Below are 12,521 nucleotides of genomic sequence, written 5' to 3'. Positions count from 1 at the left end.
CCACTGGCAACATTATCCAACCCGCCATAAAGCACAACAAGATGTACTGCAGTATATTTCCATGTTCTATAACAGCCAGCGACTGCATTCATACCCGGGTTACAAAAACCCGAATCAATATGAGATGGAAATGGAAATAGTGAAAAATGTTGCTTAACTGGAGTGTCCGGTTTTACTTGACCAGGTCAATACACCGCGCAACGTGACCGGGGGACTGGATCGCAGCCGATGGATGGCCGGTGCACCCAATCCGTCGGGAGAGGGCAAGATACCGGGAATTACGCCAGACACGCTGGACTGGAATACAAGGGATATCGTCTCTTTTACCTGGAAACCGGTCTGGACCCGGATTATGATAGCGCGGGCGCGCAGATGGTGTCGGTGATTGCCAATATGGGCCACCTGACGATCGAGGATCGCACCGCAATCGCCGCTTATCTCAAGGCATTACCACCGAGCAATTAGTAGTGATGGGAGCGTACGCTGCCCCCTGCTTTGCGGACTTCCCCAGGACGCTTCGCTGCTCACAGACGACATCCAGTTCCCTTGCAGCCGGCTTGGCAAGTGAACTTTAGCGTTAACCGTTCTAAATGGTGCCGTTTTTCTCTATTCCAGCATTACCTGGGGCAGGAGCAGATACAGGCAAGCTGGGATGACGATGATTTGAGCCTCTACTAGATTCTAATGATTTATGCAGCGCATCAGGAAACTCAGCTTACCCAGTGGGAGAGTGTGAATGTGTTGGAAGTGTGGCTTTATTCCCTATCCGTGTAGGAAGACGAGAAACGTAACTCGCTACCAGTACGATTTCCGTCTTTGATGAAGGAGACTCAGCTGGTCCCCCTTTCACCGCAAGTACCAGGGTTGCTGCAGCGGGTTGCTTTACGAGTGATTCTATTGGACCTGGAATCCGTTTGGCACTGGCAACGGCCCGTGGGTCGACACCCTTTGGACGTACTATTTCCAAAGGGCCGATTGGCTCAATCGGTAACTGCCCGTTTAATGATGGTGGCGTCATCCGGTGACACGACCGGGGGCTTGGACGCGGGACCCCATCTGGACGATCTTATACGTGTTAATGGGCATTGTCGCATAACAAAGACCTTTGCATAACCCTGATAATTTTGTTGTAGCGGTGGGGGAGGGATTTCCAAATGATACTTTTATGTGTTTTTAACAGAAAAATGAAGTTTTACTCCTTTTCCAAAGGAGTTTTTCACCCTTATGCTGCATTGGGGCAGACTGCTCCCCTTTTGAATGGCTCATCCACAAAAATTTTGTTGGCAGCTTTTTTCAGATTCATGCAGATGCTTTTCAGCACGACTTGGACATTGACTTTTATCGTGCCGAAGTAGCTGGCGCGCCCCATTCCAAATAGGTGTTTGGCCGTGCCAAAACACTGTTCGACGATATAGCGTTTTTTACTGATCAATTTGTTTACCAGTTTCTGTCGTGCCGAGAGTGGTTTGTTCTTGTATGCCCGGTGTATAATCGCGCTCTTGATTTTGTACTTTTTCAGAAACTGCCGATTGGCGTTGGCTTACTGAACCTTTATCCGCATACACTCGATTCGCCTCGATGTGCGCGCCAACGATGGTTGTTTCGAAATGCACCATTTTGCTCTGGTTGGCAGGGGCGGTGTGCACCCCGCGCACGTAGCCGTCTTCCGCATCCACTCCGGTGTGATGGTCTTTTTAGGACGCGCCGCCGACTCAATCAGTATGGCATCAATCACCGCACCCGTCGTACCCTTGACCATCAAACTGTGTGATTGAATCTGTTCATTGATAGAGGCCAGAAGACTATCCAGCCTGTCGTTGACCACCAGGCGATTGCGAAACCGGCACAGAATAGTTTCATCCGGTATCGCATCCGACGAGGACAAACCGCAAAAATGCAGAAAATCAATCTGCACACGCAGCGCTTGCTCCAATCCGACAAGCTATGTCACTGACCAAGCAGGATCGCCTTCAATATCATCAGTGCGTCAAACGGTTTCTGTCCTCCACCATTTGATAGCTCGCGCTTGTATAAACCAGTCAGCATCGGACGTAATGCTCCCCAGTCAATCAACGCGTCAATCTTCATCAGCACGTTGTTTTGTTTCAGATGTTGCGCCAGTTCCAGGGATCCAAAACGCATCTACATCTTCTACTTCTCTCACCTTTTACCTTTCGCCAGTTTAGGTGTTTATTTGGCTAACGTGGCGAAGTTGTGCAGGAGTCTTTTCAATATGAATGGGTCATCCAGGATCGGGATTCTGGTGGTTGATCTATCAGCCACCATCGTTCCCACCGTAATAAATAGATAATTCCTCCTTTACTCGTTGATTAAGATCAACTTCAAGCGCAGCAGAATACTTGAAACCTTATTTCTGAAATTTCAAAGGAGTTGATTGACTCCTGATCAGGGTAGCAAGCTGCCGCGAAGCTGACCGAATGAGCAAGGCGTAATCAAAACAAAAGATTGCGATATTTCATTCAGGAAGTTTTTTTAATTCAAAATCTTACTGAATAATGAGATTTGTTATACACCTATTTTCAAAGAAGTATGCACCGTTTACGGTGCATACTGAACGTTAAGCGCAAAGAGGTAATTCGTGAATTTCAACATAAGTGTTTGTTGCGAGACTTGTGACGAGAAGACGAACTGCCGTTTAGGCATATCCAATCGAGCATACCAACCACTCCGTTTCCGTTGCGCGTCTTGCGGTTCTCCAATTGATATAACAATGATTCCGGATTTTGAAAATGTGGGAATAGATATACAGGTTTCCGGAGCTGAACAGGTCAAGACTGACCGCTTCGAGGAAGGTGTAAATTTCGTCGATCTACATTTGGATTTTCCGGTCAGGTTTGGTGAGTACGTGATGGGAATGACTCCATACATGGCGGCTACTATGCGCATCGGTCATCAAGAAATGCAGATGCACTCTGTGCGTGTAAATTATCTAAACGAAGTATATGAAAGAGAAAAAGAAATAAAGTCTATTTTCACCCTATACAAAAAAGGAAAGGCTAATCTTTTTAGGAAAGGGGCACTTTCATTTTTAGGATCTTCCATGGCCTGCAAGTCTCAGCTTGACCAAAACCGGGCCTTATATTATGTGATTGAAAAATCGTTTTTCCCGTTTTCTGAACCAAAAAATAACTTAGATGCGACATCTCTTTACACCGAAAAGCTCATTGAGTTGGAGAAGGCAAAGAAGGATAAGCTTGATAGGTTTATCAAGGAAATAGTAAACACTGGATTCCTGAAGAATGTTCAAGAGGATTGCCTAGAGATTTATCCAAGAATAATTGATATTGAATTAATGCTTAGACCAGCATTATTTTTGGATTTTGACAAAGAATACCAAGGCAACCAAGTTCCATATCGTGTGTCCGCGCACGAGTTTTTAGATGCAAAAGATTTGTATAAAGATATTGCCGAGATAATTTCCAGAGCACTAGTTCTGGTTGCGGGCTTCAATAACCTCCTTAAACGCGATAGCCACGACGAATTTGAGAATGTGCCCGGTGCCCCAAAGGATTTGGATAAGTTTGCTGACTACCCATTGGGCAAAAAGTTAGATTTTATTGATGATCCATGGTATGCGTTGGATGCAAACGTAATGGACAATCAACTCCGAAATTCCGTGGCGCATTACAAGGCGGAATATGATGAGGTGTCTCAAGAAATAACCTACTATCCAAAGCGCGAGGGCATCAAGCAACAAAAATCGGAATCAATGTACTTCTTGGATTTTAGTCGGAGAATACTCATGGCTTTCAGGGAGCTACATAGGATGAATCACTTCACTAAATGCCTTTTCGTCTATTACTATTTAAGGGTGCTAGGTGAAAAAGGAACCCCAGTGTGATTCGTAGCAACTCGCTTAACCAGTGGGTGAAGCTGACCGATACTCCGCTGCGCTCCGTCCCGGCAGCTTACCCAAGGCGTTAGGTTAGGAGAGCGAGATGAACAAGTTCCACATTGTGATGGTTGCCGTGATCTTTCTATCTGGGTGCGCGAGTAACCAATATGCAATTCAATTTGATTCAAACCCGCAAGGGGCAATGCTAGTTTGTGATGGAAAAAACTGGGGGTACACGCCGACAACTTTTTATCTTCCAAAGGAAAAAACCAAGGATCAATCGGAACTCAATCTTTCTGGCTGCACAGCAACCTGGGTGAGTGGTGCTAAAAACAGATACGGAACAGTCCCGCTTAATCAATATCCTGATAGTGTTAGGATAACTGCTCCGCGTCCGAACGCTCCAAACTTGGAAGCAGACATGAATTTTGCCCTAAAGGTTCAGCAATTTAAATATCAACAAGCGCAAGATGCGGCAGCAGCGAATGCCCAAGCATGGAAAGATCTTAATCACGCAATAAAAGATGCTACTCCAAAATCCACTTATACCAACTGTTATGGCACATATGGTGGTGTGAACTGCACATCAACAAGTTATTAATGTGTGCTCATTGATGAATCTTGATTGGCAGCTTATAAACAGTTTTTCAGGCTGGTTTTCGGCAGCTGGCACAATCTCGGCTGTTGTTGTCTCTTTGTATGTATCTTACTCAACAAGAAGTACAAAAATTTCCGTCACTTCAGGAATTTACGTTTTCAATGAAAATGGCGGGAAGACAGAATACCTTGGGATACTCGTTCAAAATGTAGGATTTAGGTCTTTTTACATTAACAACGATACATGTATTTCAATTAGGGTCGGCTGGTTTAGAAAAAGATACATAGGCATCGGAAGAAATCATATAGATTTTACTAAAAGTAGTAACTTCCCTTGTAAGATTAGCGAGGGTGAGCAAGCCAAATTGTTCATTCGACTACATGACGGACAATCGCGCTGGATAGACGGACTAAAGCAAGGTTTGCTTAAAGGAAACAGTCTTTCCTCGTTAAAGATAGTGGTTTTTCCAAGCATTGGGAAAAGGGTGGTACGGCGCTTCAGCAGAGAGGTCATGCATGAGTTCAAGAAAACCTAACAAGGCGCTGCAGCCGACCGCCATCCCGCTACGCAGGCTGTCGGCGGCTGAGCTCAGGCGTTATGTTCTCGGGGGTTAAATGAGTTTCGTGCGTACCCACTACCGGAAGGTCTATTCCCCTCGACCGATTCCAAAGTCGCTCATCAAATCGCTGGTGGACGGTTTGAACGGCTTCAAGTCAGGGCTGCCCACCTCATCAAGACTGCTCAAGGCTCAGGCCATCAGTCATGGAAAGATTACAAATCTCCAAGGCTCGGACTGCTGGAAAGTAGTAGACCCACATCCACTCGCAGAGTTAGAGCAGGTTCATGTGGAGCTCTTGCTCACCGAATCAGACAAGGCAAGCTGCGAGGTCCACGTCGAATTTCGCAACGAACACATCTTTTTGAGTGTTTCGGATATTCAAACTGGGTGGGGCAAGAGCATTCATGAGGAGATGCAGCACTTACTTGCCACGCTCGGCATCTCGGCGGCAGGGGTGAAGGAAAAACTGCGGAGAGCCTATAGCTTGCTCTGCGTCCTTCAAAATGTGCTGCTAGTCATTGCAGTCGCCGTGTACTCAACTTGGCTGGTGGGTCACGGTGAAAGCTATCTCTATGGAGCAATTGGGCTATTCGTCGCTGGGGCGATGCCAGCCTTGACCAAAGCTTTTCGCTTCTTCTTTCCGACAAAGAGGTTTGCTTTGGTACAAGAATCGCCACCTAAAGTCCGCGCATTCCCTTTGGCAGAGGCTTCGGCGCTCGTTGCCCTCTTAGGCGGTATTCTCCAATTAGGGAAAGAGTTGGTGGCTCTGTTGTGGTAGCGAACATAACTACTGGTTCCAGCCGACGTCCCCGCCTTCGGCAGGTCCGCGGCTGAACCTGGCGTTATGCAATCAAACCAACGGAGTAATACCATGAAGAAAGTAATATTAGTAATCTCAGCAACAGTAGCTTTTTCAGGTCTAGCACAGGCAGAAGATTATTTGCATGGTCAGTCTGGCTCTACCTATCAAAATATTGGTAACACTACATATGGTTCCAACGGTTCTACATCACAGCAAATTGGCAACACCACATACGGGAGCAATGGCTCAACGTCACAACGTATTGGTAACACCACATACGGATCAGATGGCTCAACATCCCAGCAGATAGGCAATACCCTTTATAACTCTGATGGCAGTACTGTTCAGCGCATAGGTAATACAACTTATGGCTCAGATGGCACAACTTGCCAAAAAATCGGTAGCCAAACCTACTGCAACTAAGTGCATAACAAGTGCGTGCACGGGATGTCAAAAAGCTGCGCTTTTAGCCACCCGTGACGCAGGCGGTTGGGCGTCATAGGCGAGAGAATGGTGGATTATTTCAGCGACAGAGAAAATGGACCACGCCCTCGCATCGGGGAAAGGGTTTCTCCTTCGGCATGGGGAGGGATAGTCGGGCTCGTTCAGTCTCTGATCGCGACCGGAGCCTTTGGCGTCAAGTTTCCTGAGATGTGCCCTGACGGCAATGGGCCCTGTGGAACAGATGAGAGCGCTTTGGCCTTGGCTGTCGGAGCTGAACTGCCGGGGCTGGCTTGGCCGCTGGAGACGCATACCACTGAACCGGATGATGGGTTTTTTGCTAAAAAGGTCCAGTCAGCCCCAGACACATTAGTAGTTCTTGATTTCGTCGAGTTTTGCTACCGCTCAGTTGCAGCCCCAATCCAAGAGGGCTTTCATAGCTTCTTCAGTCATCATCATTTGAGCTTCAATGTAGCCATTGGCCGTGCCAGCTTTCGCTCGGATATCAACCGTCTTTTCAGTCGCAACAACTTAGCTTATGAGCTAAATGAACAAGGGCAAATTCAGCGCCTTGCCCCGCCAATCTTGCGGGAGGCTCTTGCCCAAGCATCAGTTTCTACTGGTGACGTTACGTTGGATCAAATGCTAGACGATGCCCGTAGAAAGTACCTAAATCCAGACTCCCGTGTCCGGCGGGAGGCGTTGGAGAGGTTATGGGACTGTTGGGAGCGGCTGAAATCGCTAGAGGCACCATCAAATAAGAAACAATCCGTTTCCATGCTCTTGGCAAAATCAGCCAATGAACCAAAATTTTTGAGCGCGTTGGATGCGGAAGCTTGCGCACTTACCGACATTGGAAACTCCTTTCATATCAGACACTCCGAGGTAACGCAGTCGCAGGTTACTGATTCGCAGCATGTGGATTATTTATTTCACAGGCTCTTCGCGTTAGTGAGGTTACTGGCAGCTAAACGGAGTGCGAGATGACGCCCAACAAATCGTTGCAGCTGACATTTGACTCGCCGCTCGGTTTGGCTACGCCAAGCCCTCCCGTCGCCTCGAATGCCGCTGAACTCAGGCGTTAGGCGTCACTGAGCTCAGGTATTAGATGTTTCACCAACCAAAGGAGTAGACCATGTCAGATGCAAAAGACTTTGAAAAAAGGTTCTCGGACAATGGCTTTTGGGACAAGGTTGTTAAATATGCCAAAACAGCCGGCCAAGGAGTTATCGAAAAAGCGCTTTGGCTTTATTACGCTGCCCAAAACCCTCAAACACCAATGTGGGCTAAAACAACCATATATGGTGCCTTAGGTTATTTCATTTCCTTCATTGATGCGGTTCCCGATATCACTCCAGCAGTCGGGTATGTCGATGATCTTGGGGTTCTTGCAGCCGCAGTTGCTGCTGTAAGCATGTACATTACTGATGAAGTAAAAGCCCAGGCAACACAAAAGCTAAGAGACTGGTTCGGCGTGTAAATAGTCTAACCACTCCTCAACCGGACGCTTAAAAGCAGAGCTTGGGGTTCCCTCGCTAACGCTCAGTGCCGGTTAGCTCAAACATTAGATTGTAATCATGACTGCTCGCACAATAGGTCATCTAGCTCAGCTCTTTAAGGGACTGGAAAAAGACGTTGGCTCATGCCATGGATTCGTTTGGTTCGCGGCTATTCCAATAGTCTTTGGCGGCTCCTCCCAGGCTACCTAAGAATCTGTTCAATATTTCACTGAAGAGTGCATTATAGCGTTGAAATTGAACTCAAAATGCTCACATACTTCAAGTATGCTTCGCTTTCTTGTTCAATTTTGCCTTGCATTGCATCCCTTGATCGGGATCTTGATCAGGTTCTAAGACTACAGTATGTTGATCGTCTCAATTCCGATTCTGATTCCGGCTAATCTGAATTTTTTCCTGTGTAATTTCCTGGATGCTGGCGGTGCCGGTCAGTGCCATGGTCAGTTCCAGTTCATCTCGCAGCAGTCGAATGATGTGCGCCACGCCAAGGGCGCCTGCTGTGGCCAGTCCCCAGATGTAGGGGCGGCCAACCATGACTGCATCTGCGCCCAAGGCGAATGCCTTGTAAATATCCCGTCCATTACGAATGCCGCTGTCAAACAGTACTTTCCCTCGGCCAGAAATGGCGCTGACGATTGGCGGCAGGCAGGCAAGGCTTGCTGGTGTGCCATCCAGGACACGTCCTCCGTGGTTGGAAACCACCAGCCCGTCACATCCCAGGTTGATCACTTTTTCGGCATCCTCCGAGTGCAGGATACCTTTGACTAGCAGTGGTAGCGAGGTTTGATCCCGCAACCAGGCGAGATCCTCCCAACGTGGGGCTTGCGCCATCCAGCCGTTGAATACTTGGCTTTGTTGCGGTAGCAACGCGGGAAAGGGAGCGGGAAGATCCAGATTTATCGGTTGGATGGTCGTCGGCAGCTGGATGGTTGCCTGTTTAACCGGGGCATCTACCGTAAATATGATGGCGTTGTAACCTGCTGCAATGGTTCGTTGCAGTAATTTTAGTGTTCGTTCACGATTTTCCTGCCAGTACAGCTGAAACCATAAGGGTTGTCCGGCTGCGCTGATAATATCTTCCAGCGTTTGGCTCGCCAGGCTGCTGACACATGACTGCCCTTCCTGCGCACTGGCTGCCATGGCGCTAGCCGATTCCCCATGTGGGTGATAGAGTTGTTGATACGCTAATGGTGCCAGAATGACGGGATGGGCAAGCGTCTGCCCAAACAGGGTGATTTTCGTATGACCGCTACGTACATCGGACAGCGGCCGTGGAATGAGGTGAATGGAGTCAAATGCATGAGGGTTAGCTTGCAAGCTGACATTATTAGCGCTGCCTTCCTCCAGATAACGCCAGATTTCAGGTGGCAGGCGTTCTTTGGCATAAGGGAGGTAATCGGACGGGCTGTGTATGCCTTCCGGGACAGTTGAGAGTTTAGGTAACAGCTCATTCATTTTAAAAGTGCTGACTTATTTTGTCATCATGCGGTCATCAGGTTGCGGTGATTCGCCCATCGTTGCGAAAATCCACAGGATTGAAGCAATCCAGTTAGCGTATTATTTTTCAACTCTCCGCCCACTGCCGCAGCAGGTTATGGTAGGTGCCCGTCAGGCTGACAACAGCTTCAGTTTCGCCTATATTCTGGCGCAATTGCAGCAATGCCATATCCATTTCATATAGCAGGCGGCGTTGATTGGGATCGCGCACCATACTTTGGATGAACATGAAACAGGCGATCCGTTCTCCGTGTGTTACTGGCGTTACCTGATGAACAGAAGAAGAAGGGTATATCACCATACTTCCCGCCTGCAGTTTCACGCTTTGTTGACCAAAGGTATCGTTAATGACCAATTCACCACCATCGTAGGTTTGTGGGTTGGACAGGAACAGGGTGGCGGATACATCCGCGCGCACGTAGCCGACGCCATCTGGCAACATACGCATGGCATTGTCCACGTGAAAGCCATAATGATTGGTTTTTCCGCTGTAGCGGTTGAAAAATGGCGGCATGATTTTCTTTGGCAGAGTTGCCGTGAAGAACAGGGCATTACGGTTCAACGCCCCTAATACCAGTCCGCGCAGCGCTGCCATTTGCGGGGAATCTTCCGGCAGTTGCTGATTGTTTTTGACTTTGGCCGCCTGGGCGCCGGCGGTTACCAGGCCGCTCACCCAGGCAGATTCAGCTAACAGACTGCTTGCTGCTGCGAGCTCCTCTTCAGTTAATACATTGTCGATCGTCAGCAGCACTTGATTATATTTTCGGTTAGGACTAAATCAGAATTTGTATTCGGCTGTCATGATAACTCTGCGACGCTGGCCAGGGATAGTAAATGGGCCGTTGTCATAGATGGCATCATAATAGGTTGTGTTGAACACGTTCTGTACATTCAGCCGCATAGCCCATTTCGGTTGTTCATAGGCCACCATCGCATCCCAGCGCATGTAGGCAGGTGCAGTGTTCGGATGGAACTTGGTTTCACCTGGCAAGGTAGGGATTGGGCCGGCGCCACTTGGATTGTAACCGTAACGCTTGCCTTTGACCTCGACACCGCCGCCTATTTTCCAGCCATAAGGCAGCCTGTAAGTGGTCCACAGGTTAAATGTGTAGGGCGGGGTGTTGCGCGGACGTTTGCCTTTATATTCCGGGTTGGCTGAAGTCAGAACACCTGTTGTGGCGTTGACGTTTTCAGCAACTTCCAGAATCTCCGGATCCATCAGAGCAAGCCCGGAGAATACTTCCCAGTTGGGTGTAATACGGCCTGCCAGTTCCAGTTCAATGCCGTTTGTACGGCGCTTTTTGGTAAGAATTGCCGCAGTGGATTCCAGATCGGTATTACGCTCCCATTTTTTTTCTGCATGATAGAGTGCTGTACGCAATGCGAGGTCACCATCAAACAGTAGCCATTTGGCGCCAATTTCTTTGACATTACTGCGTTCCGGTGGCAGAGGTTGAACGGTGAGTTGATACAAATCGGCTGTCGGGCTGAATGAGCTGCTGGACGCCATATAAAGATGGGATTGATCGGAAAAGTGGTAGGACAGTGCTGCGCGTGTACTCCATTGACCATAATTCAGCTTGGGAGAGGTCGCGCTGGAATATGTTGCCCGCATTTCATCGCGTCTTCCTCCCAGTGTGAGTTTCCATTTGGGGATAAATTCAACCGTATCCTGTACATATACTGCGTAAGTATCGGAATTAAATTCGACTGGAATTCCTGCTGAGTTGGCTTTGTAAGGCCGGAACAGAGGCGGATTGGCTGACGTGGTTCCACTGAAGTTTTGTAGAGAATGACGGAAGCTGTCTTCATTGAGATATTCCCCGCCCAGCAGGAAATCGTGATTCATACCAAACAAATGGAATCGATGGTTATAGTCTGTCTGTACCGTTATGGTTTTGTAATTCATGGTGCGGGTTGGGCCGCCATTACACGATGTGGGTGTGTTACATACCTTGCCTTCGGCATTGGGGGCAATAGTCAGGCTGGGGGTACGTGCCCAGTAACTGCGTTCATAGTCCGCATAACGTACCTGCGTGCGCCATTCACTGGCAGGCGAGAAATGATGGGTAAAGGTGGCGGTTGAGATATTAACTGTACCTTTGTCAAAATTACTGTTGGTACCCCAGTAATATTTCACTGGAAATTTTTCTTGTGGTTTGCGTGTTGTGCTGTCGAAGTTCACACCGTAATCCGGCTTGTCATCTACTGTGGTGTAGATATGGCTCAGAATAAGTTCGTTGTCGGTGTTAAGCCCGATCCCCAAGCTGGCGGCGACCCCGTCCCGTTCCAGTGTCGGTCTGTCATTGGCTGCCGGGTTTTTACGCCAGCCGCCATCAAACCGTTTCATTCCATTGAAGCGGAAGGCGATGGTGTCAGTAATCTGTTTGTTGAAATCACCGGTCATCTCGTAGTAACCGTACATGCCCACACTACCGGTAATTTTCCCCCTGTCTCCCAGATGCGGCACTTTGCTGACCTGGTTGATAACACCACCGGCCTGACCACGCCCAAACATCATTGCTCCGGCACCACGCAGTACATCGATTTGTTCCAGATAGAAAGTTTCACGATTGTACTGCGCCGTATCGCGAATGCCATCCAGATAAATATCACCAAAGGTATAGAAGCCACGCAACATCATATTGTCGCCAGAACGTCCACCCTCGGCAGCGTTGAAAGTCAGGCCGGCAACATTGCGCAGCGCATCCTTGAGCGAGCTGACTTGTTGGTCTTCCATCAACTGGTTGGTGACGGTCGTCACCGCCTGAGGGATGTCGTGCGGATCCTGCAACGTTTTGCCGACACGGGTGGTGGTGGCACGGTACCCGTCTTTTTCAGCTTCGGCACCTGCTTCTACCTTGATGGTAGGGAGAACAGGCGTTTTTTTGGGGTAATCATCTCCTTCTGCTGCAAAAGCGCTGATTGACAGCCCGCCGGCCATCAGGGCAGCGCCGAGGGGGAGTAATGTTTTGGGTGGTTGTGGCATTTAATTTCCTTCTAAGAACCTGTTCAAAGTCTAGGGGAGTATGAGAAACTCGGAAGATGAGAAGAAGTTACCCGAGCGACATCAGTCGTGAACAATTCGAGCTTATCAAGCCTTTGCTGGAGAGCGCGCGCAGGAAGACCAGCCCTCGACGAATAGATCTGTACGATGTTTTTTGTGCGGTGCTGTATTTGCTCAAGAGCGGCTGCCAGTGGCGAGCCCTGCCTAATGACTTTCCCAAGTGGCGCACTGTCCACTCATACTG

16 protein-coding genes are annotated in these 12,521 nt (G+C 48.6%); 10 read left to right on the top strand and 6 right to left on the bottom strand.

Features of this window, described 5'->3' with window-relative positions:
• The coding region (locus C8R14_RS12100) for an IS3 family transposase (RefSeq protein ID WP_143000391.1) at positions 1–157 on the top strand (157 nt) is incomplete at its 5' end.
• A 71-nt stretch (positions 158–228) separates the two neighbouring features.
• Positions 229–465, top strand: a complete 237-nt coding sequence (locus C8R14_RS12095; RefSeq protein WP_011633485.1) for a hypothetical protein — start codon at positions 229–231, stop codon at positions 463–465.
• 757 nt (positions 466–1,222) lie between these two features.
• Here C8R14_RS12095 and C8R14_RS14225 read toward each other — a convergent pair.
• The 3 genes from C8R14_RS14225 to C8R14_RS14210 form a co-directional block, all read right to left on the bottom strand.
• Complete coding sequence (locus C8R14_RS14225) at positions 1,223–1,489, bottom strand: IS5 family transposase (protein WP_049753078.1); 267 nt, start codon at positions 1,487–1,489, stop codon at positions 1,223–1,225.
• Positions 1,422–1,676, bottom strand: coding sequence for a hypothetical protein (locus tag C8R14_RS14220; protein ID WP_011633487.1), 255 nt, complete (start codon positions 1,674–1,676; stop codon positions 1,422–1,424). The genes C8R14_RS14225 and C8R14_RS14220 overlap by 68 nt, the downstream gene beginning before the upstream one ends.
• Positions 1,677–1,947: 271 nt before the next feature.
• The gene (locus C8R14_RS14210) at positions 1,948–2,142 is read right to left on the bottom strand and encodes a transposase (RefSeq protein WP_041353412.1); all 195 of its coding nucleotides are present in this window, start codon (positions 2,140–2,142) and stop codon (positions 1,948–1,950) included.
• A 589-nt stretch (positions 2,143–2,731) separates the two neighbouring features.
• Between C8R14_RS14210 and C8R14_RS12080 the strand changes: the two genes are divergently transcribed.
• The 7 genes from C8R14_RS12080 to C8R14_RS12050 all read left to right on the top strand — a co-directional run bounded on the left by C8R14_RS12080 (position 2,732) and on the right by C8R14_RS12050 (position 7,736).
• A complete protein-coding gene (locus tag C8R14_RS12080) occupies positions 2,732–3,862 on the top strand; it encodes a hypothetical protein (RefSeq protein WP_049753079.1) in 1,131 nt (376 codons plus the stop codon).
• A 97-nt stretch (positions 3,863–3,959) separates the two neighbouring features.
• Positions 3,960–4,457, top strand: a complete 498-nt coding sequence (locus tag C8R14_RS12075; RefSeq protein ID WP_011633489.1) for a hypothetical protein — start codon at positions 3,960–3,962, stop codon at positions 4,455–4,457.
• A 13-nt stretch (positions 4,458–4,470) separates the two neighbouring features.
• Entirely contained in the window at positions 4,471–4,989 is a 519-nt protein-coding gene (locus C8R14_RS12070) for a hypothetical protein (RefSeq protein ID WP_041353413.1), read from the top strand.
• A gap of 79 nt (positions 4,990–5,068) precedes the next feature.
• Positions 5,069–5,791 carry a hypothetical protein gene (locus tag C8R14_RS12065; protein WP_011633491.1) on the top strand — a complete coding sequence of 241 codons (723 nt, stop codon included), beginning with the start codon at positions 5,069–5,071 and terminating at the stop codon, positions 5,789–5,791.
• 93 nt (positions 5,792–5,884) lie between these two features.
• Positions 5,885–6,238 carry a hypothetical protein gene (locus tag C8R14_RS12060; RefSeq protein ID WP_041353414.1) on the top strand — a complete coding sequence of 118 codons (354 nt, stop codon included), beginning with the start codon at positions 5,885–5,887 and terminating at the stop codon, positions 6,236–6,238.
• A gap of 87 nt (positions 6,239–6,325) precedes the next feature.
• Positions 6,326–7,243, top strand: coding sequence for an AbiJ-NTD4 domain-containing protein (locus tag C8R14_RS12055; protein ID WP_011633493.1), 918 nt, complete (start codon positions 6,326–6,328; stop codon positions 7,241–7,243).
• A gap of 148 nt (positions 7,244–7,391) precedes the next feature.
• Complete coding sequence (locus C8R14_RS12050) at positions 7,392–7,736, top strand: YkvA family protein (RefSeq protein WP_011633494.1); 345 nt, start codon at positions 7,392–7,394, stop codon at positions 7,734–7,736.
• A gap of 394 nt (positions 7,737–8,130) precedes the next feature.
• Here C8R14_RS12050 and C8R14_RS12045 read toward each other — a convergent pair whose 3' ends face one another.
• The 3 genes from C8R14_RS12045 to C8R14_RS12035 form a co-directional block, all read right to left on the bottom strand.
• The gene (locus C8R14_RS12045; RefSeq protein WP_181413700.1) at positions 8,131–9,228 is read right to left on the bottom strand and encodes an alpha-hydroxy acid oxidase; all 1,098 of its coding nucleotides are present in this window, start codon (positions 9,226–9,228) and stop codon (positions 8,131–8,133) included.
• Positions 9,229–9,337: 109 nt separating this feature from the next.
• A complete protein-coding gene (locus tag C8R14_RS12040; RefSeq protein WP_011633496.1) occupies positions 9,338–10,021 on the bottom strand; it encodes a Fe2+-dependent dioxygenase in 684 nt (227 codons plus the stop codon).
• 27 nt (positions 10,022–10,048) lie between these two features.
• On the bottom strand, positions 10,049–12,259 hold the full coding sequence (locus C8R14_RS12035) for a TonB-dependent receptor (protein ID WP_011633497.1): 2,211 nt from the start codon (positions 12,257–12,259) through the stop codon (positions 10,049–10,051).
• Positions 12,260–12,315: 56 nt separating this feature from the next.
• Here C8R14_RS12035 and C8R14_RS12030 point away from each other — a divergent pair.
• Positions 12,316–12,521, top strand: a 206-nt coding sequence (locus C8R14_RS12030; protein ID WP_143000361.1) for a transposase, incomplete at its 3' end; no start/stop codon positions are given.

Source organism: Nitrosomonas eutropha, from assembly GCF_003201195.1.
GTDB classification, from domain to species: domain Bacteria; phylum Pseudomonadota; class Gammaproteobacteria; order Burkholderiales; family Nitrosomonadaceae; genus Nitrosomonas; species Nitrosomonas eutropha.
This window is presented reverse-complemented; position numbering and strand designations above follow the sequence as displayed.

Coding starts and splice junctions, on each gene's coding strand:
- C8R14_RS12095 (WP_011633485.1), top strand. CDS start 229: ATGGATGGCCGGTGCACCCAATCCGTCGGGAGAGGGCAAGATACCGGG.
- C8R14_RS14210 (WP_041353412.1), bottom strand. CDS start 2,142: ATGCGTTTTGGATCCCTGGAACTGGCGCAACATCTGAAACAAAACAAC.
- C8R14_RS12080 (WP_049753079.1), top strand. CDS start 2,732: ATGATTCCGGATTTTGAAAATGTGGGAATAGATATACAGGTTTCCGGA.
- C8R14_RS12075 (WP_011633489.1), top strand. CDS start 3,960: ATGAACAAGTTCCACATTGTGATGGTTGCCGTGATCTTTCTATCTGGG.
- C8R14_RS12070 (WP_041353413.1), top strand. CDS start 4,471: ATGAATCTTGATTGGCAGCTTATAAACAGTTTTTCAGGCTGGTTTTCG.
- C8R14_RS12065 (WP_011633491.1), top strand. CDS start 5,069: ATGAGTTTCGTGCGTACCCACTACCGGAAGGTCTATTCCCCTCGACCG.
- C8R14_RS12060 (WP_041353414.1), top strand. CDS start 5,885: ATGAAGAAAGTAATATTAGTAATCTCAGCAACAGTAGCTTTTTCAGGT.
- C8R14_RS12055 (WP_011633493.1), top strand. CDS start 6,326: ATGGTGGATTATTTCAGCGACAGAGAAAATGGACCACGCCCTCGCATC.
- C8R14_RS12050 (WP_011633494.1), top strand. CDS start 7,392: ATGTCAGATGCAAAAGACTTTGAAAAAAGGTTCTCGGACAATGGCTTT.
- C8R14_RS12045 (WP_181413700.1), bottom strand. CDS start 9,228: ATGAATGAGCTGTTACCTAAACTCTCAACTGTCCCGGAAGGCATACAC.
- C8R14_RS12035 (WP_011633497.1), bottom strand. CDS start 12,259: ATGCCACAACCACCCAAAACATTACTCCCCCTCGGCGCTGCCCTGATG.